The following is a 24,428-nucleotide window of genomic DNA, read 5'->3' on the forward strand; positions in this document are numbered from 1 at the left end:
CACAGCCAACTTCTGGCTGATAGCCGTTTGCGTTATTGGGGCTGTTGTTGGCGCATTGCATAGAAAGACTGTCGAAACTGTTGCAAAGTGCCCGACTCAATTGCCGTTCTAAGTTGTTGCATTAAACGTTGATAATAATGCAGATTATGAATGGTATTCAGGCGCGGACCGAGCATTTCACCTGTACGATCTAAGTGATGCAGATAGGCGCGGCTGTAATTCTTGCAAGTGTAACAATCACAGTAAGGATCCAGCGGACCTGTGTCAGTTTTATGACGACTGTTACGGATCTTGATCACGCCTTCATGTACAAACAAATGTCCATTTCGGGCGTTGCGAGTTGGCATCACGCAATCAAACATATCTACGCCAAGACAAACCGCCTCAACCAAATCTTCCGGTCTGCCAACACCCATTAAATAGCGTGGTTTATCAGTCGGCATTTTGTCGCTCAGATGATGCAGAATTCGCAGCATGTCTTCTTTTGGTTCGCCAACGGATAAACCGCCTATGGCATAGCCATCAAAACCAATTTCCGTCAGACCGGCTAGCGATTCATCACGTAAAGCTTCATGCATACCGCCCTGAACAATTCCAAATAATGCGGATGGGTTATCACCATGTGCGATTTTACTTCGCGCCGCCCAGCGTAAAGATAAACGCATGGAAATGGCAGCTGTCTTTTCATCAGCAGGATAAGGTGTGCATTCATCGAAGATCATCACGATATCACTGCCTAAAGCTCGTTGTACCGCCATAGACTCTTCCGGTCCCATAAATACTTTGTCGCCACTGACCGGAGAACGAAAATGCACACCTTGTTCAGTTATTTTGCGCAGATCGCCCAGACTAAATACCTGAAAGCCACCCGAATCAGTCAGGATAGGTTTATCCCAGCGCATAAAGTCGTGTAAGTCACCATGCCGCTGAATAACATCAGTGCCAGGACGCAACATCAGATGAAAGGTATTACCAAGAATAATCTCAGCACCTGTTGCCTTAACTTCTTCCGGTGTCATGGCTTTAACTGAACCATAGGTACCAACAGGCATAAAAGCCGGCGTTTCAATGGTGCCTCGATCAAAACTAAGTTGCCCGCGTCGAGCGAGTCCGTCCTGGGCTGATGTAGCAAATTTCATGGTGTAAACTCATCAAAAATTGGCGCACAGGATAGCATTATCACCGGCGTTCCAGTGAATTCAGACGCAAATCATTAACAGTTAAGGTAGGATCAACGTTCAATTTTGTTAGTGGAACCCCGTATGTCTCAATCGAATATTATCGTTGCACTGGATTATTCCGATGCAAATGCCGCTCTTGCAATGGCGGAACAATTAGACCCGACACGTTGTAGGCTTAAAGTCGGCAAAGAGCTATTCACTATAAGCGGGCCGGAAATTGTAAGAAATCTCCAGCAAAAAGGCTTTGATATTTTTCTGGATTTGAAATATCACGATATTCCAAATACGGTTGCCAAAGCCTGTGCTGCAGCAGCCGACCTGGGAGTATGGATGATGAATGTCCATACGCTTGGTGGCCCGGCAATGATGTCTGCGGCACGTGAAGCAATTGGTAGCAATCACGATGCACCATTGTTGATTGGTGTCACTTTACTTACCAGCATGGATCAGGAAACTTTTGAGACTATTGGCCTGCAGGGTACCATTCCTGAAACCGTGTTACGCCTTGCCGTAATGGCTGCAGATAACGGCTTGGATGGTGTAGTTTGTTCAGCACATGAAACTGCCATGTTAAAAGCAGAATTGGGCAGCCAGTTTCAATTAGTCACGCCAGGTATTCGTCCAGCTGGAAGTGCCAAAGGTGATCAACACCGCATTATGACGCCCGTTCAAGCCATTCAAGCAGGAAGTCATTATCTTGTTATTGGCCGTCCGATTACTGGCGCCGCAGACCCGATGCAAAAGCTGATTGAGATTGAAAACGAGTTACGCTAAGACTTATTGCTGTTTAAGAAGGTCATATAAAAAACCCGCTACAAGAGCGGGTTTAATAATTATTCTTCTACCCGTTAAACTTTAAATTTAGAAGAAGCATCCTGTAACTGAGCTGACAGGCTGCTTAATGTATCCACCGCTTCGGAAGTTGCTCTGGCGCCATCTGCGGTATGATCAGCGATCTGACTGATATTCACGATACCGCGGTTGATATCCTCCGCAACGGAACTTTGCTCGTTTGCAGCATTTGATATCTGAGTGCTCATTTCATCCATTGTAGAGATCATCGCAGTGATCGAATCAAGAGCAGAACCTGCACTGGCTGCTTTCTGCACACTGGTTTTGGCACTTTCACGACTTTCATTCATGACTTTTACTGCAGCACGAGCGCCTTGCTGTAAGCGTTCCACCATCTCTTCAATCTCGTGGGTTGAAGATTGTGTTCTGGCAGCCAAGGTACGGACTTCATCTGCAACAACAGCAAAGCCACGACCATGTTCACCTGCACGAGCAGCTTCAATCGCCGCATTTAATGCCAATAGATTGGTTTGTTCAGTAATGCCACGAATAACATCAACAATCGCGCCGATATTACCGATATCCGCTTCCAGTTCACTTAAAGTAACGGCAGCTTTTTCAACTTCACTTGCTAAGGTATCGATTGAGCGCATAGTTTCCAATACTACTTGCTTACCAGCTTTAGCTTCATTATCAGCATTCCGAGCCGCCTCGGCAGCATTAGTCGCTGTTCGTGCAACTTCCTGAACAGAAGCGGTCATTTCATTCATGGCTGTGGCAACTTGATCAGTTTCTTCTTGTTGCTTTAATACGCCACTAACCGTTTCTTTACTGATAGCAGCCATGTTCTGTGTAGCGGTGTTCAATTGGCTGACGCCGCCAATTAAGGTGTGCACCAGATTTGCGACATTTTTACGGGCGCTGTCCAATTCAAACGCCATCCAGCTGAAATCACTTTTACCGGAAATGGCAACCTTCTGCGTCAGATCACCTTTTTTAATATTCTGGATGCCATTCACCAGAGTAGTGGCCCGTTTATCACCAAAACGCCCGATGACGTGGGCCATAAACATGATAAAAATACTGCCGATAACAACAAATCCTGCGACAACTTTAAGCTGTTGCGTTGAGCTAAACTCATTAAGTTCCATGTAGAACATCAAGCCTGCCAGCAGTAATAAACCGATAATGCCTAAGCCGGCAACGATATACATACGTTTTCTTAGCGAATAGTTCTCTAACTTAAACACGTCGCACTCTCCAATCTAAGTCCATCGTTATTATAATTATTAAGCAAATACACTGACACCAACACTATTATCTGTTGAATCGTCCGATAAATGTGTACTTTCATCACCATTATCGTCCATTTCAACAATAACTTGAGCCGTATTACTTCCTTCTCCTAATTGTTCATCTTGCTTAGAGCCTTGCGAAGATTGCTCCTGGTGACTGACTTCGGCATTATTGAGTGCTAAACCGTTTTCGATAAAGCTTTCACGTAATCTTGGCAGAGCCTGCTCTAACGCATCTCTTGCTGCAGCATTCGAAGCAATAAAAGTGACGCTTGTTTGGTCATTCTGCATGCTCAGCCTAACCTCTACCGGCCCAAGATGAGCAGGATTGAGTCTTAATTCAGCTTGCTGGACTCCTTCTCGCGCCATCCATACAACCCGACTGCTCATTACCCTAGCCCAGGCCGCATTATTCAATTGCGGTTGAATATCCAATGCTAAAGCTGCACTAGCAACACTGGCAGCCCCCACAACTGATGTTGCAGCCCCCGTCGTTGTTGAGAAAACCAAAGGAGTAGTCAATGTTGTGGCTGAACTTCGTTCCGTTTGCGGCTCTAGTTGACGCATGGACGCAATCACTTCTGCACTGATAACATTGGTTTGTTGTGGCATTTTACCCGCGTTTTGCATCATCGATTTAAATTTTTCAGTGGCAACGGATTCACCTTCTGAGCCTTGCTTTTGCAAAGCTTGAAGAATGTCAGCACGGATTGAAGTAGCTGTAGATTCTGTAGTATTTGATTGTCCCTGACCAACCTGAATGGATTTGGTGACATCATTTGAAATTGTTGGATAAATTGTTTTGTTTACAGTCGGAGCAAGTTCAGCCGCGTTTTTATCAATTTTGACATCAGTTGTCGCTGTGCTTGATACAACCGACAGAGGGTTGGTTTCTTCAATAATTTTTGGCGTTGCCTCACCATTCAATTTATCAGCGTCAGTATCGGACTTTTCCGGCGGCAACTTTTTGCCGTCTTTTGCTTCCGGCTTTTCCGCTTTAGCCGTTTTATCTTCTGCTTTAGATACATGGGTAGAATCCGCTTTGACGGTTTTCTCATCTCCACGTGATTGTGTGTCATTGACCCGACGGTCTAGTTCAGATGCAAAAGCCTCATTATCCCTACCCACAGACGTAACCGATTTATCGGCATTATTGCTACTGGCAACATTAATAGAGGGAAGGGTCAGCAACTGTGTCATATTTTTTCCTTAAACACTGGTGAACCGTGCTAAAAACGGCTTTCTAAGGATTGAATAGCAATGGCTGTGCCAAACTTCTATTTTCATGAGGAGGGTTTTGCACTAATTACATTAATAAGCTGCGTCAGAGCGTCTGTTTGTCTCGCCAGTTGTTGGCTTATCTGTTCGATTGAATAGTGACTTTGGGTTTGATGTAAATGCTGATTCTGCAATAAATCCCGTTGCAATTGTTGAACAAGGTCAAGGCTGTTTTTTAACTGTTGCTGCTGTTGCCCGGAATGAATTTTTAACGGTTGCAGCAACTGACTAAGCTGTTGGTTCAGAATGCGAATCTCCATCGAAAAATCACGCAACTGTCGTGCTTCTTCACCCAATTTTGCCGCTTCCACAGAACAGTTTAATGCCAGTAAACTGGCTTCAAATACAGCATCATCAATTTCCTGCAACATGCTCGTCAAATGAATATTGTGCTGCTGAACCTCAAGCAAGGCTTTTTCAAGAACAGGTAAAGCTGTTGAGGAATGATCGGTAGCTGTAGTACTCACTGTTGCCGCTGACAGCTTGTTATTTGTCGAAGCAGCTTGCGGGTAACATTCCAACAAAAAACCCACCGCATCGTCTTTTTGATACAAAACCGAAATAGTTAATCTCAAATCAATAATGGCGTTATGCAAATCAATACTGCATGGTAATTGGTTAAAATTACTGAACACATCGCTGGGAAAAGGTAACTTGTCAATGACATGTTGTATTTGATACCCAATCAAACTGTCAATTTTTACCTTAGGAAACATCTTTTCAATGTTGTCTTGATGAGCAGTGAAAAGACTTTCGGCTGCAGCATTAAGATAGCGAATCACTAATTGTGAATCGATTATCAACATTGGAGTTGCCGTTTGTGCAACAGCTAATGAAGTAAGTACATGCTCTGGTGTAGCGTTTTTGTTTGGCGGGTAATCAATGTCGGGCTCAACCGGATGAAGGGTCGGGCTTTGCATCAACTCAGCGACATATTCAAGAACATTTCGCCAAGCTTGTTGTAATTTCGCATCCCACTTTTGATCTGCAAATTCGGCAACTACTGACAACCAGTTTTCAATAAACATCTCAAAATGGGATGTCTCAACACCATATTGTTGATGACGGGCACCCAAGCCTTGCAGGTAATCCTCGATCATTTCCGTGTCACGTAAATGTTGAATTAACAACACCATGGAGGCCAAAAGCTTTTTATGCTGTCCTTCAATTGTTACCGATTTAAATAACGGCATGATCTCAGGGTATTCGGTAAACAAGCGTTGATAAAAACGTTCGGCTAACGCATCACTGAACTCCATTAATACAGCAAAATTCTGTTCTACCAGCGCTATATCTTGTTCTTGTAATTTAGCCGTCTCGTTAAGCTGATAGTGTCGTAACGCATTTTCAGTCATCAGTCGGCTCTTCCCATCAGCAAATCATTTGCCAAGGATTGGTAATCAGCAGGGTTAGCGGACTCATTGTCGTAGATCACGGTTTTTAATACTCGCTTGGGGAAATACTGGATCAGTAAACTACTAAACTGATAAGCAAAGTCAGTGCCGTCCGGCAATTTGTTCAAACACAACCATAACCGTAATGATTCTGCTCTCAACAATGAAACGCGTTGTAATACCGGCAACATTTTTATCATACCGCGTAAAGCTCCATGTTCTGCAGAAACCGGAATTAACATATCGGTTGCCGCCAATACTGCATTGGTTCCTAATAAACCTGATATAGCCGCACAATCTATCAGAATAATATCTATATCTGATTGTATTGTCGAAGTAAGTAATTGCTTCAGCTTAATGCCCATTTTTGCTGAAGGTTTTTGTTGCTCAAATAAATCGAGCTCAGGACCCGCTGCAATGAGTGAAAGACGTTCATTTAAAGGGAGTAATAACTCACTTTCCCGACTCGTATCGTTGAGCAAGTTATCCATTCCGGATTGTGATTCCGGTACCCCAAACTGTCGACTTAAATCTGCTTGAGGATCTAAATCCAACATGAGCACCCGATAGCCCATTTCTGCGAGAATGACACCTAAATTTGCTGTAATAGTCGTTTTACCAACATCATGCGTTTGGTTCATCACTGCAATGATGCGCGTGGGTCCATCCATCGCCATTGTTTAACCTTGATCCTTCATTAATTGCTCAAATAGCTTACTGATATCCAGCAAATACAGTGGTTGTGAATCAATATCGACAACATGTTTCACACATGGATGTGGTGATGATCTTAAACCCGTTTCGGCTAACTGCTCTGTGTCAATCAATTGAGTGATATCGGTTACACAAAGCGCGAGCCAACGCTGTGAGTCATGCGGATGGCGTAATAGAACGAGTAAAGGATGACGAGACTCATCAGCTAATGAATCAACTTCGAATATGAAACTTAAGTTAACAACTGGAACAATCGCATTACGGACATGCACAACGCCAGTTAACCAATTTGGTGTGTCGGGCAAACTAAGTATTTTTTCCAGCGCCAACACACTGATAATGCTCTGCACCGGCACGGCATAATGCTGATGATTGAGATACAGCACCTGGTAAATTTCTTTGCCTGAATGGGAGTTTGAGGACATCTTTAGTTGCCACCATCCATTTCATAAGCCATTAATAATTTGCTTGGCTCCAGCAACAGCGCCAAATCACCCTCAGGCAAAATAGCAATGCCTTTAATACCGTTTATATGATGATAATGGGGGCGCAAAGATTTAATTAACAACTGCATCTGATCCGCCAAACTATCCACACTAAAAGCAAAAAAGCGTTTATCAACATTGACCAGAACTATATGGGCTGACTGTTCATTACGTTCAATGTACGGCAATTGTAGAAATCTACTGATATCAATCAACGGAACTTGCTGATTTTCATCGGTAATAAACCACTGCTTACCATTCAACCAAATAACCCGGGCGTTATCCCATAAATAACTATCTATTAAATGAATTAACGGCAATGCGAGAGTTTGATCATTTATACGGATCAACTGCACATCCATTAATGAACGAAGTACGGGGATTTTGATGATGAAACAACAACCTCTGCCTTGGTTTGAAACTAATTCAATGTCTCCTCCCATATCGGTTACATGTTGCTTTACCACATCCAGCCCAACCCCTCTTCCGGAAATAGCATCCGCCGATTGTGAGGTTGAAAAGCCTGCTCGAAAAATCCATTCACTAATGTTGGGTTTATCCGATAAATCCTTAATATTGATACCCATCTGTTTCGCTTTCGCCAGAACTTTATCTTCGGCCAATCCTGCTCCATCATCACTGAAACGGATAATTAACTGGTCTTCAGCTTGCTCGGCCGAAATATGAATTTGCCCAGTTAGAGGCTTGCCTTGTTGTTGACGATGTTCAGCAGCTTCAATTCCGTGAGCCATTGCGTTGCGTAGCAAATGCGTCAAAGGATCTATCAGTGAATTGACAATAAAACTATCCAACTCAATTGGTGCAAGATCCATGTTCAGCTGAACCGGTTTAGCGGTTTTGCTGGCCAAATCAAAAGCCATTCGGGGCAGTCTGGCAAAGGCATCTGCCAAAGGACACATGGCAATGTGCAGCAATTGTTGCTGTAAAAACTGTTGCTGGCGTTTCATCGCTTGGTTGCGTCGCGATAAACGAATTTTATCCGTCTGATTTAACTGGTTGGTGAGTGCAACAGCCTGTTGTAATTGAGACTGTATGATTTGCGATACCGTCAGCAACGCTTCAAGATTGGCTTCATTCAATTTATAACGGTTAGGCTCAATAACCCGCTTTTTTTGCGGTAAAGCCAGAATATCTATGGTGACATCACTTATATGTTTAACCCATTCGAATTGAGCTGCTAACTGGTAATAGTCAAGCTCTGCTTTAAGCGTGATTTGCCAGCGCAGATAACATTTGAAAGGATCAAAATCAGCAAATTCAGGTAATTTTTCGGTAAATACCGACACTTTTATCGGGCCAAAATTACGTAGTGATCTGATAATCCGCAACGGATCATGACCATTTTCAAAAAATTGCGCATGAGGTGCAAAATCAATTTGCCATACCGAGCCATACAGTTCCCGGAGTTGAGTTTGATTAGCTGAATTAAGGTCCTGTTTGACCAACATATTTAGCCTGGCGATACACTCATCCCGCTGATCATCATGTTGTTCGGGAGATAACGGAGAGTTGCTTAATATATGACGGCAATAATCAATTGCCATTAACAAAGCTTTACTGCCTTGCGTATTGAGTTGAGTTTTATCAGCTAAAACGTTTTCTATAGCATGACAAATCTGGGCGATCGATTCATTTCCAAAGCTGGCTGCAGTGCCTTTTAATGAATGCAGAAGTCGGAAGGTTTCCGCTTGTTGATCCATACTTGCTGACGGATTTTGAATGGATGATAACGTCCATTCTTCTATCTGCTGTAATGTTTGCAGCGCTTCTTGATGGAAAGCAGCCGTTGCAGAAGATAATGAAGGATTCATCAGTAGCGAGATTAATTCAGCAATGAATTAACCGTGACCACCAATTGTTCAGGATCAAACGGTTTTTTCAGCCAACCACTGGCTCCGGCATCTCGTCCAAGCTGTTTTTTATCTTCATCCGTTTCAGTTGTTAACAATATCACTGGTGTAAACCGATATTGCGGCAATTGTCTAAGCCTCGAAATAAATTCAGGCCCAGTTAGCTGGGGCATATTAAAGTCACTTAAGATCAAATCAAACTGTACTTCGGAGACTATTTCAATAGCCTGTTTTCCATCTTCTGCGCACACCACATCGTGGCCAGAGTTTTGCAAAATGATTTGCAGCATTTGTCTCAACGAAGGCGAATCATCCACCACTAAAATCTTAGTCATTTTAGTTTTTCTCCATGGCATTTAAGCCTGTTGATGTCTGTTGGCTTTCCATCGTAAACGATAATCCGGATAAAATGATGGCATCCTGAAAACTTTCACTCATGTCTGACCATATCACCTTGATCCCCACTTGTTGGGCTTGTATATGAAACTGATAAAGTAATTGCAAAGCCGCTGTATCAATCTTTTGTAAACGGCTGACATCAATAAACACATCGTCACCGGCAAGCACTATTTTTAAACAACGCAAATACCAGTCTTCAAGCTGGGCAATGCTTAATTGCTGTCCACAATCTAATGTCGTCATGTTTTTCGTCATAATTTTGGCTTTCAACTAACGATTTTTTGCCGTTAAACGACCCGCACGGACAAATATATCCGCTTGCTAACGATATACAATCGCTGCGGCAAAGATATTGTCCACTTTTGAGGGGTTGATGCAGAGACTATGCCAGTGTTTATTTATGTTTGCGTGCCCAAAGCATGGCGGTGTGCTCATCGGCCAGTCGCTGTTCCTGTTTCTGCTGGCGTTGATCGGCTTCTGCTTGATAGCGCTGTTTGAGAGATTCAATAGAACGTTGTTTGTTGCGAGCTTTGAGCCATAACTGCTGTTGCTCTTGAGTTTGTTTAAAACAGTGTTCAACATGACTTTGTTGCAAACGTATTGCGTGATCTAATTGAGCAAGAAACGATCTTAAATCAATGGCTTTACGGGCGCTCATCTGCAACGCATCGCCTTGTCGAAATTGTTGCAAATACTCTTCTCGATAACGTAATAAATCATTGAGCTGATTGCGTTCGCGCTCTAACACGTTGTTGGCCTGAACAAGGATCTGCATGGCTTTATCCGTTTCGCGACCGGCCATTTCAATTACTGGAATCAGTTTAGTTGCCCGTGTCATATCACTTTTTAATCCACGTAAGATGCGTTAAATCAGTATTAGAAATTACGCTGCTCCGCCGCCATCAGCTGACCGGTTAATTGTGAGGGCTGACTCATCTGGCCAAATGACAGTTTTTGTAGAGCTTGAACACTGCTGTTCCAATCATGCGCCACATCCATGCCTTGTTTCAACATCGTTGATAATGCCGGAAAACGATTTATCGCCTCATCAATATGCCGATCGCTGCCAGTCTGATATGCACCAATGGTAATCAGATCCTGGTTCTGTCGATAAGTGGCATACATTTGTTTGAATTGTTGTGCAAGTTGCAAGTGTTTAGCATCCACTACTTGTGGCATAACACGACTAATCGAAGCTTCAACATCAATCGCCGGATAATGGCCGGCTTCCGCTAACTGTCGGGATAGCACTATATGCCCATCAAGTATCGCACGAGCCGCATCGGCTATCGGATCCTGTTGATCATCACCTTCGGTAAGCACCGTATAAATTGCCGTTATTGCCCCGCCACCAACTTCACCATTGCCTGCACGTTCCACTAATTGCGGTAATAAGGAAAACACGGAGGGAGGATAGCCTTTGGTCGCAGGTGGTTCGCCAACGGCTAATGCAATTTCACGTTGCGCTTGAGCAAACCGTGTAAGTGAGTCCATTAACAATAAAACCTGTTTACCTTGATCGCGAAAATATTCAGCAATGCTGGTAGCCAACATGGCGCCATGCAGTCGCATCAAAGGCGAATGATCGGCTGGAGAAGCCACCACCACGGCCCGTTTCAACCCCTCTTCGCCAAGGATCTCTTCTATAAATTCTTTAACTTCTCGTCCGCGTTCACCAATTAATCCCACCACGATCACATCTGCTTCAGTAAAGCGGGTCATCATGCCCAGTAACACACTTTTGCCCACACCACTGCCGGCAAACAAGCCCATCCGCTGGCCGCGTCCGACAGTCATCAACGCATTAATTGCACGGACTCCAACATCAAGATGCTGTCTTACCGGCGCTCGCGACAGAGGGTTGACGATTTTTCCATGTAACGGGACTTTATCTTTTACTTTAAGCGGACCACGACCATCCAGTGGTTTTCCGGCACCATCTACAATTCGTCCCAGCAAAGCCTCACCCACCGGGACTTGAGAGTCACTGCGAATAGGTCTTACGCGAGCATTTGGCACTAACCCACGCATATTACCGGTAGGCATCAGATAAAGTGTTTCATCATGAAAGCCTACAACTTCGGCTTCTACCGGTTCGCGACCAGGGGAATAAATTTCACAGCGACTACCAATCGATGCCTGAAAACCCACCGCTTCCAAGGTCAGACCAACCATCCGTGTTAAACGACCTTCCACTGTGATCGGGGTTTCATGATCTGCCGACAAGCGTTCAAGATGCTGCTGCATACGTTGTTGCAAAGTCATAGAGCGGTCATCGGTATCAGCTGGATTCATGCTGATTATCTTGACTCAATAAACGCGAAATCAAATTATTGAGCCGTGTTTCAACCGTGGCATCAATAGTGGTATCTGCGGTAACTAATTTAGCTCCGCCGCGACTAAGTAATGGATCTTCGTACCATTGCCAGCCGGTATCTTCGTCAAGCTTCAGACCGTTTTTGACCAGTTGCATATCTTCTGGATTCAGATAGACCTTGAGTTGGCGATCACTGACCGGTAATACCGCCAATGCTTCCCTAACGGCAGTTAACACCAGCTCGGGTCGTTGGCGAATTTCTTGATAAATCATTTGCCTTGCCAGCACACTGAGCATGGAGAGCAAATCCTGCTCGACCATTGTATCAACTGCTTTAAGGGGGGCTTGCAAGTGGTCTATTAATGCTTTCCACTGCTGGGCTTGTTGCAGAATGTCGGCTTCACCGGCTTTCAAGCCAGCCTCGTGACCTTGTTGAAAGCCTTCATCATAGCCAAGTTTAAAGCCTTCTTCCTGAGCGGCTTGTTGCACAGCCTCTAAGGCTTCAACTGTTAACGGATTAGTATTCTCAGCGTCAATATCCGAGACCGATACCACACGAGGCATTTCCCAACGTTCATAGGCATTCGCTAATTCTTCAGCTGATAAAACGTTGGAATGCTGAGTGGTAAATAGATCATCAGATGAAGTCATCACCGCCACCAGCGCTTCCTAAAGCAATATCACCTTTATCGGATAGCATCCGTGCGGTAGCCAAAATGGATTTTTGTGCGGCTTCAACATCGCTGACACGCACTGGTCCCATGGCCTCGAGATCATCTCGCAGCATTTCTGCTGCACGTTGAGACATATTTTTAAGAAATTTCTCTTTAAGATTTTCGTCGGCACCTTTAAGCGCCAGCTGCAACTGATCAGTTTGAATTTCACGCATTAATGTCTGCATACCGCGATCATCAACATCAATTAAATTATCAAAGACAAACATCAGATCTTCGATATTCTGACCCAAATCAGGCTCTGCTTCTTTAATTTTTTCCATGATAGCGGCTTCACGACTGCCCTCAACAAAGTTGAGAATATCCGCTGCCGTTTTAGGGCCACCAACGGTAGCCGTTTGACCACCTGCGTTACCGCTAAATTGCTTTTCGAGAATCTCGTTGAGTTCATTGAGAGCCGCAGGTTGTACACCATCTAAAGTTGCAACTCGAAGCAGAATGGCCGCCTGATCCCGTTCTGGAAACATACTCAGAACCTGAGCGGCTTGGTCGGGGTCTAGAAAAGAACAGACTATCGCAATGATTTGTGGGTGTTCTAAACGAATGACCTCATAGATAGCGCGGGCATCCATCCATTTTAATTGTTCAAGACCATTGGTATTGCCACCAGAAAGAATTCTATCAAGTAAGCCTCCGGCACGTTCTTCACCCAAAGCCCCTATCAGCATTTTTCGAACGTAATCATGGGAGCCTATGCCCAAACCGGTCTCTTGCTCAACGGTGGTGACAAAATTATCCAAAACGGTCTCAACTTCAAACCGCGTCACATTAGTGAGCGTTGCCATGGCCTGACCGATTTTCTGAACTTCTTTAGGGCCCATATGTTTGAGCACTTGGGCGGCCTCTTCCTCACCGATAGAGCGGAGAAAGACAGCGGCTTTTTCAGTGCCTGTTAATTTACGGGGTTGTTCGGCCATTATGCATCACTCGCTGCCCAGTTTTTAACCACTTGCGCGACTAGCGCAGGGTCCTGTTGTACTAAGCTACGGATATTAGTCAAATGTTGTTCAACGCGCTCAGAACCAGTCGTCAGTTTAGCAATATCCTCACCGTTTTTACTACTTGCCGCCAAAACTTGTTCTGCAGTCATTCCATCGCCATCACCAGATTGGTTTGCTATCTGTTTGTCAGGTGATTTATTCAAATCTCTGAAGGCCGGTCGGATTAAACCAAATATCAGGAATAACACCACCAGCGCACCTAAGACTTGCTTGCCGATTTCCCAAACCCAAGGCTGTTCCCATAAAGGAATAGCAGGCAGTGGTTCAGCTTCAATCGGTGTCACGAAAGGCGCACTGACCACATTTAAACTATCGCCACGAGCTATATTGAAACCGATGGCATCCATAACCAAGGTATTGATACGTGCCATTTGTGCATCGCTTAATGGTGTCGTGACAACATTACCCTCAGCATCTGCCGTGGTCGGTTCATCAACAAGTACCGCAACACTCAACTTACGAATACTGCCCGGGGCCAGTCGACTATGACTGATAGTGCGATCTAATTCGAAGTTACGCGTACTACGGCGCGTACTAGATCCTGGAGTGACCGTTTCAGCTACTACCTCTCCATCAGCACCGACATTTTCTTGCACAGCTTGTTCTGGAGCGACACCACCACCAGGAGGTTGATTGGTTAATGCACCTGGCACTCCCATTGGACCAAGCCCGCCAACACGTTCTTCTTCGGCTAATTGTTCACTGCGTAAAGCGGCCAGATCCGGGTTATAACTTTCCTGTGTTTGTTCGGTGACAGTAAAGTCAACATCGGCAACTACTTGTGCCCGCACCCCGTTCATACCAACGATTGGCGTTAAGATATCTTCAATACGACTGATGTATAGCTGTTCAAGCTTTTGAGTAAACTCAAGCTGCGTATCACTTAGCGCCATACTGCTGCTGCGTTCAGGCTGGCTGAGCAAGTTACCACGTTGATCGACAACAGTGACATCCGAGCTTTTCATATTAGGTATGCTTGCAGCCACCATATGGGTGATTGCCGCAATATGACCACGCTCCAATGTTCTACCCGCATATAGATTGACGACAACTGAAGCGGTAGGCGGTTTACGTTCACGCACAAATACAGATTGTTTGGGAATCGCCAAGTGGACACGGGCACTACGGACATTTTGCAATTCAGATACTGAGCGAGCCAGTTCCTGTTCCATGGCGCGTTGATAACGTGCCTGTTCGATAAACTGGCTGGTGCCAAATCCTTGTTCTTGGCTGAGGATTTCCATGCCCTGAGCACTACTGCGTGGTAAACCCTCGGCTGCCAGACGCAGACGTAGACCTTGTACATCCGAGGCTGGAACTAACAGTGCGCCAGTAGTCGGGTCCAACTTATAATTAATATTCATCTGCTGTAATACAGTGGCAACTTCTGAGGATTCCTGCGCCTCCATCCCTGAAAACAGCACCTGATAGGAAGGTGTTTGTGACCACATAAAGACATAGCCACCCACGGCAATACTGGCAGCAATAGCCACTAAGAACATGATCTGTTTAGTGATAGGCTGACGGGAAATATTATTCTGCATCACTGCTAATGGTGTGTTGGCAGCAAAAGTATTCATTTTTGTAGCAGGTACATTTTCCATATTTCAGCTCTTCAGTTAAACCAACGCCACTAAATCGACATTCTCATGACTTCTTGATAAGCCTCGATTAGCTTATTCCGAACTTGAATCGTCGCATCAAACGCCACACTGGATTTTTGGGAGGCAATCATTACATCGGCTAAACTCACATTCGGATCACCTAATTCAAAAGCCGTTCTTAATTGACCTGTCGTTTGTTGTGTTTCATTTACTTTATCAACGGCATTTTTCATCAAGTCCCCAAAATCAACCCGTCCGCTAGCCAGATTTTGCTGTGCTGGCATCGGCATCGCTTGATTAGCCTGCGTTTGCATTGCCCGCATTTGGGTTAACAGCTGGTTCGGATCAATGGCTTTTATCATGGGTATGTTCTCGCTTTGTATTTTTTATGTCGGACTGAAATAGCTTATGCAGACTTCTTGCCAAACTTTCCGGGAATAGCAACGCCTTGCTCCCTAAAACGTGAGATTTTGTAGCGTAACGTACGTTCACTGATGCCTAATTCTTTTGCTGTTTCACGCCGACTGCCTCGATGTTTCGCCAATATGTCGAGAATATGACGCTGTTCATGACTGCGTAAGTCATCGTTGCTGTCTTTCAGCGCCTCAGGTTCAATGGTTTCAATTACCGGTGTCGGTTTTACGGCATCATCGATTTGTTGCGTGCCACCCATCGCTTCATAAGCAAGATCAGTGGCTTTGATAAGCGATCCACTCTGCAAAATCAGCGCACGTTGAATCACATTGTCTAATTCACGGACATTGCCTCGCCAGCTGTGCTGAGCTAGTTTAATTTGTGCTTCATTATCAAAATGCGGCGCAACTCTGCCACTATGCTGACAATGACGTTCCAGTAGTTGTTGAGCTAAAGGAACAATATCTTCGGCACGATCTCTTAACGGCAACAACTGCAAAGGAAAAACATTTAAACGATAGAATAAATCTTCACGGAATCGACCAGCTTTGACTTCCTCTCGCAATGTGCGGTTAGTAGTGGCCAATACACGGACATCCAGCGATAACGTTTTCCGTCCGCCCAGACGCTCAACTTCACGCTCTTGCAATACCCTAAGCAATTTAGCCTGCAATGAAATATCCATTTCGGTAATTTCATCCAGCAAAATGGTGCCTTGATTGGCCTGTTCAAATTTACCAGCATAGGCTTGAGCCGCCCCGGTAAATGCTCCTTTCTCATAACCAAATAAGGTTGCTTCGAGCATTGACTCCGGAATGGCAGCACAGTTAATTGCTACAAACGGACCGTCTTTGCGAGTGGAATGACGATGGATGAAACGCGCTAATACCTCTTTACCAGTACCACTTTCTCCATTGATTAAAACAGTTGCATCAGTTTCTGCGACACGCTTTGCCAATGACTGTAAATCGACAGAAGACTTCGCGACAGCCACCATATCATCACTGGCGGGCAAGGTACGTACATAACGCTGCACACGCTGTAGCAAATCATCAGCTTCAAATGGCTTCATCAAATAATCACAGGCACCCTCGTGCATTGCTTCTACAGCACTTTGCACGGAGCCATAAGCCGTCATCATGACCACTGGTAAGGAAGGCAGCATGGCACGGGCTTTTTTCAATAAGGTATGCCCATCCATTGGCTGCATTTGCAAATCACTGAGTAATAAACTTATCGGTTCATTTGCCAGCTTATCCAGGGCCTTCTGTCCATGATCGGTTGCCGTAACCCGATAACCAGCAAGTTCAAGTGTGTCACATAAGGCAATGCGCAAATTAGCATCATCTTCCACTACCATAATCATTGACTGTGTCATGACATCACTCCTGATTGCATTGATTCCTGAGACATATTCATCGGACGATAAACGGGTAGACGCAGACAAAATGTGCTGCCAACACCTTGCTCACTATCCAGCCATAGCAGGCCTTTATGTGCCCGGGCAACGGATTGCACAACCGCCAAACCAAGACCGGTTCCAGCTGAGCGTGTGGTATAGAATGGCTGCAAGATTTTCTCGTAATCCGCTTCAGCAATACCATCGCCATTATCTTCAATACTGATTTCAATAAATTGCTGTTGATCTTCTTCAGCATAGTCAGCATGTATCGTGATTTTTCCGGCTTCCCCACAAGCTTGGCGGGCATTATTCAGTAAATTATTTAATGCACTGACTAATGCCGGCTGACAGCCATAGACATAGCCGTCATTAACCTGATTAATTACTTGGACATTCAGCGATTCACTTTCTGGCTGTGCAATAAATTGTTGTACCAACTCATCGATTAACCCGCTCACACTGACCGGAGCAGTACTGTTCATATCACCCCGGGAAAATGCCAACATATTTCTAACCAGCTGTTCCATATGACTCAGACTGTCGTGTAAACGACGGGCAAATTTTAACTGTGTAGCCTGTTCGGTTTCTGGCTTGAGTAGGGGAGCTAAATATAATGTGGCTGAAGATAACGGCGTGCGAATTTGATGAGCCAGTCGTGCTGCCATTTCGCCCATTGCCGATAACCGTTGCAAATGAGCAACTTTACGTTGCAGCTGACGAGTTTCAGTGACTTCCTGGAGCAGGATAATCTGGCCAGGTTCTTTATCTAAAGGGCTGGTAGAGATATGAACCAATCGTCCATCAGCAAGTGATACATCATGTCCATCATCTTCGCGTGGCTTAAAAGCACGTTTGATGACATCAATCCAGCGTTGCCCAGTTAATGGTTCACCTAACAGATTAATTGCCACCTGATTGCAGTCCTGAACCAACCCCGACCCATCAATGACCACTACCCCGCCCGGAATAACCGCCAGCAAACTACTAAGACGATCAGCAATACGACTTTCCGAAGCAGAAGTTTTTGGCTGACTAACAGGAGGTGTCCACACTGGACGGCTATCAGCCAGTGCCGCAACAGGTCTGCGAATCGGTTTTAACGTTAAGGGACTTTCACTCGAAGAAGAGGATTCAGGCCATTTCAGGTTCATCTAGTTTTGCTCCACTAAAGGGTTTTTCAATAGTGGAATTGCAAAATGTATGCCCTGTTTTTTATTTATTTAAAATCAATTGGTTAGTTTGTGTGTTTTTATTTTCGAGTCAAATTTCAGGCGCTTATGTTAACTGATTTCAATATCGCGTTGAATACCGTATTTTCGCATTTTCTCAACCAAAGTGGTTCGACGCATTTTTAATCGACTGGCAGCATGAGCCACTACGCCAGATGCTTCATCCAATGCTTGTTTAATAAGTAAATATTCAAGATTGGCAAGATGTTCTCGCAAATCCAGTCCATTTTCTGGAATGCTGTTCAGTTTCGTCAAACTCTCATCTATATGGTTGAAACCATTTACAGGAGAAGGAACATCGGCAAAGCTGGTTTTAGAGTTTACCTTTTGCACTGGAACTGCTTCAGGCCGAGCAGAAATAGCTGCGGTGATAACCTCTGCCAATGGCTCACCTTCAATTTGGTATTTTTCTGGCAAATCATCAAAATCCACTGTGCCATATGGGAATAAGATCACCAGACGTTCGACCACGTTCGCCAGTTCGCGTACATTGCCGGGCCAGCTATATCGGCATAACGAGGCGATAGCTGCCGGAGTAAATCGCACGGCCCCGCGATTTTCGTGCTCGATACGCTGTATCAGCTCATGAATCAGTAATGGAATATCTTCAGGGCGTTCACGTAAGGCTGGCATATCAATAGGAAAAACATTTAGGCGATAGAACAAATCTTCTCGAAAGCGGCCATCTTCTATATGTGTTTCAAGATTTCTATGCGTTGCCGCAATAACTCTAACATTGGCTTTTTGTGTTTTATTACTTCCCACCCGCTCAAAGGTTCTTTCCTGCAAGACCCTGAGCAATTTAACCTGCATTGGCAACGGCATATCACCAATTTCATCCAAAAACAGTGTTCCCCCTTCAGCCATTTCAAAACGACCTTTACGTGCGGTTATCGCGCCGGTGAAAGCGCCTTTTTCATGTCCGAATAATTCACTTTCAAGTAGTTCGCCGGGGATTGCGCCACAGTTAACTGGCACGAAAGGTTTTTCACGTCGAGAAGAAAAATAATGCAGATTACGGGCAACGACCTCTTTGCCGGTTCCTGACTCCCCCAAAATCAATACATTCGCTTCAGAATCTGACACCTGCTGAATCATTTTCTGAACCCGTTTCATCTTTAAGCTGTTGCCCACCAGCGAACGAAACAGCGGTTCCGTTTCCATTGTGTTTTCAGCCTGATTCTTATAAACCGAAGCTTGTTGTAACGCATTGTTTAACTGAGGGTATTTGACTGGATAGCTTAAAGCACCGATCGTTCCGGGAAAATCGCTAATGGGGTTTTGAGGGTAATTGAGCGTAAAAACTGGAACTCTGGCCTCATGATTGACCAGTTCTCGAAGTAATTGTTTGGTCTGACTGGCGCCACCGCAATCTCCGACTAAAGCCATCGCGATATCATTTAAATCATCAATGCTTTCAAACCAACTTTCCATGTTTTCCACCACCACGACGTGGCAATTCACAAACGAGATAAGCGTGGAAAGTGTTTCTCGGCGTTGTGGGTCACTATCTATCACCAAGATATTACACACGTTCATAACTGCTCCTGAAGGCAAGGCTGCTCCGAGCCCACCGGTATTACTGTAAGGATTTGTTAAATCAAGTTAAGCACTTTGAAGTTGGTTGTCAAAAAAATGACACCCTGTTTGGGAACTTTTAAAGAATCAAGCGCGCTAACTAATTGGATTGATAAGCAGTTACGGCTTTTTGGGTAAACTTGGCATCACGCATTTGTAGTTGTAGGGAATCTTTCCCTTGTTGGCAATGCGCAATAAGTTGATTATTAATATCGATAAGTGTCTGCAGCTCAGTTGTAAATCCTTCAATCTCTGAAGAATCATCGGCCACGGGAAAGACGGTTTGCAACAAGAACTGTCTCTTTTTTTCAATAGCTTGAAGGTCTTCCCATTTTTGCTGTTTAGCCAGGTCCAGCATACTTTGGGTGAGCTCTGATGCTTGTTGCAGGGTTTGTAGTTTTTCTTGTGGAGTTATCATTGTTGCTCAGTGATACTCAGCTGGAATGTTGTCCCAACCGGCTTTCACTTCCATTAGTAAGCTACTGACTTCATCCAGAATGGCAACATCATTAGTCACATTGGCTTCTAGTAAACGACGCCCCATATATTCATACAAAGAATCCAGATTCGCTGCAACCTCACCACCCTTTTGAGCATCAAGACTGGTCCGCAGTCCCTGAATAATGTTCATGCCCCAGGTGATCTGACGACTTTTTTCTGCAATATCGTTACGAGCAATGCAGCCTTTAGCAGTTGCAATTTTTGATAATGCACCTTCCATCAACATCTGGATAATACGATGTGGTGAGGCAAAATTCACCTCTGACGCGACCGCGCCACGGCCGTAACCTTCCAGCGCTTTTTTATTGATCATGTTTTGCATCATCCTAAGTTTAGCTCTGTTTTATTTGTTACTGTTATTCAATGAAGCCAATTGCTGAGTTAAAAAGCTCGATGTATTGTTAAGACTGCTAACCAGCGTATCCAATGCACTGAATTGTGCACGAATTCTGGCCTCTACGGAAATCATCCGATCTTCCATCCGTAAAATCTGCTCATCTATCCCCTTAACCTGAGTCTTCAAACCATCTTCTCGGGAATCAATCAATCCGTCAGTAGCCAACCACCCATTGGCAAGTGTAGAAAGCTTTGCGGCAAAACCACCATTTTCTGAGGCAAATAAATTTACAAAGGAATCAAAATCATTGTTCATGATTTCTGTAACTCTGGAAGAGTCAACCTCCATGACACCTTGTTTATTAATTGATACGCCAGCCTCAATCAGATAACTAAAAGAAGATCCATCAATAGACGAACCGGCGTTCAACACATCAAATATTTGCCGCTCAAGCGTTAATAGAGTGCTGTCTGCTTCAAGTTGGCCACTGCGCTGGGTATTAATTTCAGAGCGTAAAGCATTAAATGCTGTGGCAAATGCTTGGACCGATTCAAGAATTTTTTCATCGTTGCGGGAAACACTTAAGGTAGTTGTTCCAACAGATGAAGCATTAATTGGTACTCCATCAAGTGCTCCGGAAAATGTATTTGAGTTACTGCTAACATCAAAGCCATCCACCCTAATCAGAGCATTTTGTGCAGAGGTTATTGCCGGGCGAAACTCCACCCCACCTTCTGGGTTATACGCTAAAGCAGATAAGCCATTCTCGTCAGTATTGCTGCCGTCACTATCAGTCACACTAATGCGAACTGCGTTATCAGTGCCTGTTTCTTTTGAAGACAGCACCAATCGAGCACCTTCATCACCGGTAACTATCGTGGCAGAAACGCCTGTATTATCTGTAGCGTTGTTGATCGCATCACGGATGCCAGCAAGTGTGTTATTACTACTATCGATTGTTAATGCGAAACTATTAGATCCGACACTAATATTTAATGTGCCCTCACCAACCACCGAACTGGCATTAGTAAAGGCTTTAGTTGCAATTTTATCCCGCTCAGCCAGGCTAACCACTTCAATGTTGTAATTACCGGCAACGGCACTACTGGATACAGAAGTAGTTAAAACCGAGTCATTACCACTTGTTGCTTTGAAAACCTGGAATTTTTGCGGTGAATTGAGATTGTTCATCGCTGTCTGGAAATCAGCAACTTTGCTTTTCAGCGAGCCATAAGCGCTTATCTGGGCGTTAACAAATGATTTTTTCGTCGTTAAGCTAGTAATTGGCTGACGCTCAAGTGCCATCAACTGTTTAACAATGTCATTTACATCTAAACCAGAACCAATGCCCGGTGCTTGTATTGTAGCCATGATAACGCTCCCGATTAGTGAGTAATTTTAAGCAAATTACACGCCAATCAAACTCTCATTTCCAGTAACATTCCGCGATACTCTTCTAAAGAGCTGCGAACTACTAATAATTCTTCCGCGGGAATCTGTCTGATAAGTTTATCGGTTTCAGAATCAATTACTTTAATAACAGTCTCACCGCTTTGGTCATCAACTGAAAATTGTAATGAACGATTCATATTTTGCATGTAGCTATTAAGCTCAACAACGCGATCTTGAATAGCCGCTAATTGCTCATCGGTTGCTTCCAATTGCTTGGCAAGCGCGTTGGGTTGAGCAATGTCATTGATTCGTTGTGCAGTGGCAACCCCTGAAACAACTTCAGCAGGAACATTACTGCCCTGCTGAATACTGCTAGAAGTTGATAATGACACCGAATCAGTTTTAACTGTGAAATCGTTTGTGGTCATTCCTTCATCCTCCAAGAATATCGGGTAAGCGCTTCCCGGCTATCTGCCGGGAAGGCCTCCCGGTAACTTATCCGAGTAATGAAAGTGCTGTCTGAGGCAAGGTATTAGCCTGCGCCAGGATTGAAACACCAGCCTGTTGCAAAATTTGCGAACGAGTCAGGTTAGCTGTTTCAGCAGCAAAGTCAGCATCTTGGATACGGCTACGTGCAGCAGTCAAGTTTTCTGCATAGTTTTGCAGATTTGAGATAACCGCTTCAAAACGATTTTGTAGAGCACCATATGTCGCACGTGATTGGTTAACCGTATCTAACGCTGTACTCAATGCAGACAACGCACCAGAAGCAGCACCTGCAGTACTTACGTCAATTGTGCCTGTAGCCGCCAAATCAGCAGAGTAGCCAGCAATAGCAGTCATGCTTACAGTTGACACAGATAATTGATTTGTTGCCGCACCACTCGCACCGACCTGAAATGTCAATGAAGTTGCCGCACTCAACAGACCATTACCAGCAAACTCAGTTGTCTGAATGATACGTGAAATTTCTTGAGTTAACTGGTTAACCTCAGCCTGAATACCAGTACGGTTACCAGTCGTGGCGTTAGCTGATTGTACCGCTAGTTCACGGATACGTTGTAAGTTGTTACCAATTTCGCCTAATGCACCCTCAGCGGTTTGTCCAAGAGAGATACCATCCGATGCATTACGAACGGCTTGATTTGTACCACGGATATCACGAGTCAGCTGTTCAGCGATGAATAGACCTGCCGCATCATCTTTTGCGCTATTAATACGCAGACCAGATGATAAACGTTGCAGTGATTGATTCAGACTGCTTTGTGATGATTCAAGATTACGCTGTGCATTTAAAGATGCCAGATTCGAGTTAACAATAACCGCCATGAGAATTCTCCTAGGCTTTTAAGGGCATTTTGCCCCACTAAACATGGCGGACAGACTGTGGAAAACCAGTATTTACCGCCTCCGAAATGTTTAGCGACCTGCGATTATTTTTCTTTAATCTTTTTTTCAAATAAATCAGAAAGCGGCAATTATTCGTCTTTCCAAATAATTTGAAATTGGCATTACTAGCCCTGCAATAGCGTTAAAGCACTCTGTGGCAAACTGTTTGCCTGAGCCAATATTGATGTTCCGGCCTGTTGCAAGATCTGCGCACGAGTTAATCTTGCCGTTTCAGCGGCAAAGTCTGCATCTTCAATCCGGCTGCGTGCCGCTGTCAAATTCTCTGCATAATTTTGCAAATTCGATATAACGGCTTCAAATCGATTCTGCAAAGCACCGTATGTTGCTCTCGTTTGGTTAATCGTATCGATGTCCGTCGACAATCCTGATAGCGCAGCAGAAGCGTTTGAAGGATCACTGACATTAATGGTGCCTGTTGCCGTTAAATCCAGAGCATAGCCGCCAATACCTGTAATATTGACGGTATCCAATACTACCTGATTATTTGACGAACCGCTTGCCCCCACTTGGAAAACTAGCGAAGTCGAACCACTTAGCAACTTAGTACCACTGAACTCTGTAGTTTGAACAATACGCGAGATTTCCTGGGTAAGCTGATCAACTTCTTTTTGTAAACCACTGCGATCGCCAACAGTTGCGTTTGCTGCCTGTATAGCAATTTCACGAATTCGCTGCAGGTTATTGGCTACCTGGCCTAACGCACCCTCAGCCGTTTGCCCAAGTGAGATCCCATCAGCTGCATTTCGAACAGCCTGATTGGTTCCTCGAATATCCCGAGTAAGTTGTTGGGCCACAAACAAACCGGCAGCATCATCTTTAGCGCTATTGACACGCAAGCCGGATGATAACCGTTGTAAAGACGTATTCAGATCATTCTGTGAGTTACTCAGATTACGCTGAGCATTCAAAGATGCCAGATTACTATTGACGATTAGTGCCATAACACTCTCCCTAATTGAGCGATTCTATTCAGAACCTGCCGGCGTTCCGAACAGGTATGAATTCAACTAAGCAGTGTTCGTGCCAATAATCTTTATTTTTTCAATGTGGTAAGCGTAAACCTCGAAAAATAAAGGGCCAAACAGGCCCCATAGAAATGT

Annotated in this window: 25 protein-coding genes; 1 reads left to right on the plus strand and 24 read right to left on the minus strand. The window is 44.5% G+C overall.

Going from position 1 to position 24,428, the window contains the following annotated elements; all coding sequences use genetic code 11:
• Positions 1-32 precede the first annotated feature (32 nt).
• Complete coding sequence (gene tgt, locus E8Q33_RS10435; RefSeq protein ID WP_069296628.1) at positions 33-1,139, minus strand: tRNA guanosine(34) transglycosylase Tgt; 1,107 nt, start codon at positions 1,137-1,139, stop codon at positions 33-35.
• A 123-nt stretch (positions 1,140-1,262) separates the two neighbouring features.
• On the opposite strand from tgt, the gene pyrF reads away from it, so the two are divergent.
• Entirely contained in the window at positions 1,263-1,955 is a 693-nt protein-coding gene (gene pyrF / locus E8Q33_RS10440) for an orotidine-5'-phosphate decarboxylase (RefSeq protein ID WP_136554634.1), read from the plus strand.
• 74 nt (positions 1,956-2,029) lie between these two features.
• Here the strand turns inward: pyrF and E8Q33_RS10445 are convergent, their stop codons facing one another.
• The 23 genes from E8Q33_RS10445 to E8Q33_RS10555 form a co-directional block, all read right to left on the minus strand.
• A complete protein-coding gene (locus E8Q33_RS10445) occupies positions 2,030-3,223 on the minus strand; it encodes a methyl-accepting chemotaxis protein (RefSeq protein ID WP_247870046.1) in 1,194 nt (397 codons plus the stop codon).
• A 39-nt stretch (positions 3,224-3,262) separates the two neighbouring features.
• Positions 3,263-4,468, minus strand: coding sequence for a flagellar hook-length control protein FliK (locus E8Q33_RS10450; RefSeq protein ID WP_136554639.1), 1,206 nt, complete (start codon positions 4,466-4,468; stop codon positions 3,263-3,265).
• An 83-nt stretch (positions 4,469-4,551) separates the two neighbouring features.
• Positions 4,552-5,901 (minus strand): globin domain-containing protein, encoded by a 1,350-nt coding sequence (locus tag E8Q33_RS10455; RefSeq protein WP_136554641.1) that lies wholly within the window; start codon positions 5,899-5,901, stop codon positions 4,552-4,554.
• Positions 5,901-6,611, minus strand: coding sequence for a ParA family protein (locus E8Q33_RS10460; protein WP_168800192.1), 711 nt, complete (start codon positions 6,609-6,611; stop codon positions 5,901-5,903). The genes E8Q33_RS10455 and E8Q33_RS10460 overlap by 1 nt, the downstream gene beginning before the upstream one ends.
• Before the next feature lie 9 nt (positions 6,612-6,620).
• Positions 6,621-7,079 (minus strand): chemotaxis protein CheW, encoded by a 459-nt coding sequence (locus tag E8Q33_RS10465; RefSeq protein WP_069296622.1) that lies wholly within the window; start codon positions 7,077-7,079, stop codon positions 6,621-6,623.
• Positions 7,080-7,081: 2 nt separating this feature from the next.
• A complete protein-coding gene (locus tag E8Q33_RS10470; RefSeq protein ID WP_136554642.1) occupies positions 7,082-8,971 on the minus strand; it encodes a chemotaxis protein CheA in 1,890 nt (629 codons plus the stop codon).
• An 11-nt stretch (positions 8,972-8,982) separates the two neighbouring features.
• The gene (locus tag E8Q33_RS10475) at positions 8,983-9,345 is read right to left on the minus strand and encodes a response regulator (RefSeq protein WP_069296620.1); all 363 of its coding nucleotides are present in this window, start codon (positions 9,343-9,345) and stop codon (positions 8,983-8,985) included.
• A 1-nt stretch (position 9,346) separates the two neighbouring features.
• A complete protein-coding gene (locus tag E8Q33_RS10480) occupies positions 9,347-9,652 on the minus strand; it encodes a lipid asymmetry maintenance protein MlaB (RefSeq protein ID WP_168800193.1) in 306 nt (101 codons plus the stop codon).
• A gap of 151 nt (positions 9,653-9,803) precedes the next feature.
• The gene (fliJ, locus tag E8Q33_RS10485) at positions 9,804-10,247 is read right to left on the minus strand and encodes a flagellar export protein FliJ (RefSeq protein ID WP_136554646.1); all 444 of its coding nucleotides are present in this window, start codon (positions 10,245-10,247) and stop codon (positions 9,804-9,806) included.
• 38 nt (positions 10,248-10,285) lie between these two features.
• Positions 10,286-11,704, minus strand: a complete 1,419-nt coding sequence (gene fliI / locus E8Q33_RS10490) for a flagellar protein export ATPase FliI (RefSeq protein WP_136554648.1) — start codon at positions 11,702-11,704, stop codon at positions 10,286-10,288.
• On the minus strand, positions 11,691-12,377 hold the full coding sequence (locus tag E8Q33_RS10495) for a flagellar assembly protein FliH (protein WP_136554650.1): 687 nt from the start codon (positions 12,375-12,377) through the stop codon (positions 11,691-11,693). The genes fliI and E8Q33_RS10495 overlap by 14 nt, the downstream gene beginning before the upstream one ends.
• Entirely contained in the window at positions 12,364-13,377 is a 1,014-nt protein-coding gene (fliG, locus tag E8Q33_RS10500; protein ID WP_069296615.1) for a flagellar motor switch protein FliG, read from the minus strand. Before fliG ends, E8Q33_RS10495 begins: the two co-directional genes overlap by 14 nt.
• Complete coding sequence (gene fliF, locus E8Q33_RS10505; protein WP_136554652.1) at positions 13,377-15,065, minus strand: flagellar basal-body MS-ring/collar protein FliF; 1,689 nt, start codon at positions 15,063-15,065, stop codon at positions 13,377-13,379. Before fliF ends, fliG begins: the two co-directional genes overlap by 1 nt.
• A gap of 29 nt (positions 15,066-15,094) precedes the next feature.
• Positions 15,095-15,427 (minus strand): flagellar hook-basal body complex protein FliE, encoded by a 333-nt coding sequence (gene fliE / locus E8Q33_RS10510; RefSeq protein ID WP_069296613.1) that lies wholly within the window; start codon positions 15,425-15,427, stop codon positions 15,095-15,097.
• A gap of 44 nt (positions 15,428-15,471) precedes the next feature.
• Positions 15,472-16,857, minus strand: coding sequence for a sigma-54 dependent transcriptional regulator (locus E8Q33_RS10515; RefSeq protein WP_136554654.1), 1,386 nt, complete (start codon positions 16,855-16,857; stop codon positions 15,472-15,474).
• Complete coding sequence (locus tag E8Q33_RS10520) at positions 16,854-18,032, minus strand: PAS domain-containing sensor histidine kinase (RefSeq protein WP_136554656.1); 1,179 nt, start codon at positions 18,030-18,032, stop codon at positions 16,854-16,856. Before E8Q33_RS10520 ends, E8Q33_RS10515 begins: the two co-directional genes overlap by 4 nt.
• Before the next feature lie 129 nt (positions 18,033-18,161).
• A complete protein-coding gene (locus tag E8Q33_RS10525) occupies positions 18,162-19,649 on the minus strand; it encodes a sigma-54 dependent transcriptional regulator (RefSeq protein WP_069296610.1) in 1,488 nt (495 codons plus the stop codon).
• Positions 19,650-19,788: 139 nt separating this feature from the next.
• Entirely contained in the window at positions 19,789-20,106 is a 318-nt protein-coding gene (locus E8Q33_RS10530) for a flagellar protein FliT (protein ID WP_069296609.1), read from the minus strand.
• 6 nt (positions 20,107-20,112) lie between these two features.
• Entirely contained in the window at positions 20,113-20,502 is a 390-nt protein-coding gene (gene fliS, locus E8Q33_RS10535; protein WP_084003048.1) for a flagellar export chaperone FliS, read from the minus strand.
• A gap of 30 nt (positions 20,503-20,532) precedes the next feature.
• Complete coding sequence (gene fliD, locus E8Q33_RS10540; RefSeq protein WP_136554658.1) at positions 20,533-21,897, minus strand: flagellar filament capping protein FliD; 1,365 nt, start codon at positions 21,895-21,897, stop codon at positions 20,533-20,535.
• Between the two features lie 47 nt (positions 21,898-21,944).
• Positions 21,945-22,346: a flagellar protein FlaG gene (locus E8Q33_RS10545; protein WP_136554660.1), complete on the minus strand. Its 402-nt coding sequence runs from the start codon at positions 22,344-22,346 to the stop codon at positions 21,945-21,947.
• A gap of 67 nt (positions 22,347-22,413) precedes the next feature.
• A complete protein-coding gene (locus E8Q33_RS10550; RefSeq protein WP_014707545.1) occupies positions 22,414-23,247 on the minus strand; it encodes a flagellin in 834 nt (277 codons plus the stop codon).
• Between the two features lie 185 nt (positions 23,248-23,432).
• Positions 23,433-24,269, minus strand: coding sequence for a flagellin (locus E8Q33_RS10555; RefSeq protein WP_136554661.1), 837 nt, complete (start codon positions 24,267-24,269; stop codon positions 23,433-23,435).
• Positions 24,270-24,428 lie beyond the last annotated feature (159 nt).

The sequence above is a fragment of the Methylophaga sp. SB9B genome, assembly GCF_004832235.1.
GTDB classification, from domain to species: Bacteria; Pseudomonadota; Gammaproteobacteria; order Nitrosococcales; family Methylophagaceae; genus Methylophaga; species Methylophaga muralis.

Excerpts from the sequence above, each read along its gene's own strand:
- tgt (WP_069296628.1), bottom strand. The coding sequence starts at position 1,139 with ATGAAATTTGCTACATCAGCCCAGGACGGACTCGCTCGACGCGGGCAA.
- pyrF (WP_136554634.1), top strand. The coding sequence starts at position 1,263 with ATGTCTCAATCGAATATTATCGTTGCACTGGATTATTCCGATGCAAAT.
- E8Q33_RS10450 (WP_136554639.1), bottom strand. The coding sequence starts at position 4,468 with ATGACACAGTTGCTGACCCTTCCCTCTATTAATGTTGCCAGTAGCAAT.
- E8Q33_RS10455 (WP_136554641.1), bottom strand. The coding sequence starts at position 5,901 with ATGACTGAAAATGCGTTACGACACTATCAGCTTAACGAGACGGCTAAA.
- E8Q33_RS10460 (WP_168800192.1), bottom strand. The coding sequence starts at position 6,611 with ATGGATGGACCCACGCGCATCATTGCAGTGATGAACCAAACGCATGAT.
- E8Q33_RS10465 (WP_069296622.1), bottom strand. The coding sequence starts at position 7,079 with ATGTCCTCAAACTCCCATTCAGGCAAAGAAATTTACCAGGTGCTGTAT.
- E8Q33_RS10470 (WP_136554642.1), bottom strand. The coding sequence starts at position 8,971 with ATGAATCCTTCATTATCTTCTGCAACGGCTGCTTTCCATCAAGAAGCG.
- E8Q33_RS10475 (WP_069296620.1), bottom strand. The coding sequence starts at position 9,345 with ATGACTAAGATTTTAGTGGTGGATGATTCGCCTTCGTTGAGACAAATG.
- E8Q33_RS10480 (WP_168800193.1), bottom strand. The coding sequence starts at position 9,652 with ATGACGACATTAGATTGTGGACAGCAATTAAGCATTGCCCAGCTTGAA.
- fliJ (WP_136554646.1), bottom strand. The coding sequence starts at position 10,247 with ATGACACGGGCAACTAAACTGATTCCAGTAATTGAAATGGCCGGTCGC.
- fliI (WP_136554648.1), bottom strand. The coding sequence starts at position 11,704 with ATGAATCCAGCTGATACCGATGACCGCTCTATGACTTTGCAACAACGT.
- E8Q33_RS10495 (WP_136554650.1), bottom strand. The coding sequence starts at position 12,377 with ATGACTTCATCTGATGATCTATTTACCACTCAGCATTCCAACGTTTTA.
- fliG (WP_069296615.1), bottom strand. The coding sequence starts at position 13,377 with ATGGCCGAACAACCCCGTAAATTAACAGGCACTGAAAAAGCCGCTGTC.
- fliF (WP_136554652.1), bottom strand. The coding sequence starts at position 15,065 with ATGGAAAATGTACCTGCTACAAAAATGAATACTTTTGCTGCCAACACA.
- fliE (WP_069296613.1), bottom strand. The coding sequence starts at position 15,427 with ATGATAAAAGCCATTGATCCGAACCAGCTGTTAACCCAAATGCGGGCA.
- E8Q33_RS10515 (WP_136554654.1), bottom strand. The coding sequence starts at position 16,857 with ATGACACAGTCAATGATTATGGTAGTGGAAGATGATGCTAATTTGCGC.
- E8Q33_RS10520 (WP_136554656.1), bottom strand. The coding sequence starts at position 18,032 with ATGAACCTGAAATGGCCTGAATCCTCTTCTTCGAGTGAAAGTCCCTTA.
- E8Q33_RS10525 (WP_069296610.1), bottom strand. The coding sequence starts at position 19,649 with ATGAACGTGTGTAATATCTTGGTGATAGATAGTGACCCACAACGCCGA.
- E8Q33_RS10530 (WP_069296609.1), bottom strand. The coding sequence starts at position 20,106 with ATGATAACTCCACAAGAAAAACTACAAACCCTGCAACAAGCATCAGAG.
- fliS (WP_084003048.1), bottom strand. The coding sequence starts at position 20,502 with ATGATCAATAAAAAAGCGCTGGAAGGTTACGGCCGTGGCGCGGTCGCG.
- fliD (WP_136554658.1), bottom strand. The coding sequence starts at position 21,897 with ATGGCTACAATACAAGCACCGGGCATTGGTTCTGGTTTAGATGTAAAT.
- E8Q33_RS10545 (WP_136554660.1), bottom strand. The coding sequence starts at position 22,346 with ATGACCACAAACGATTTCACAGTTAAAACTGATTCGGTGTCATTATCA.
- E8Q33_RS10550 (WP_014707545.1), bottom strand. The coding sequence starts at position 23,247 with ATGGCGGTTATTGTTAACTCGAATCTGGCATCTTTAAATGCACAGCGT.
- E8Q33_RS10555 (WP_136554661.1), bottom strand. The coding sequence starts at position 24,269 with ATGGCACTAATCGTCAATAGTAATCTGGCATCTTTGAATGCTCAGCGT.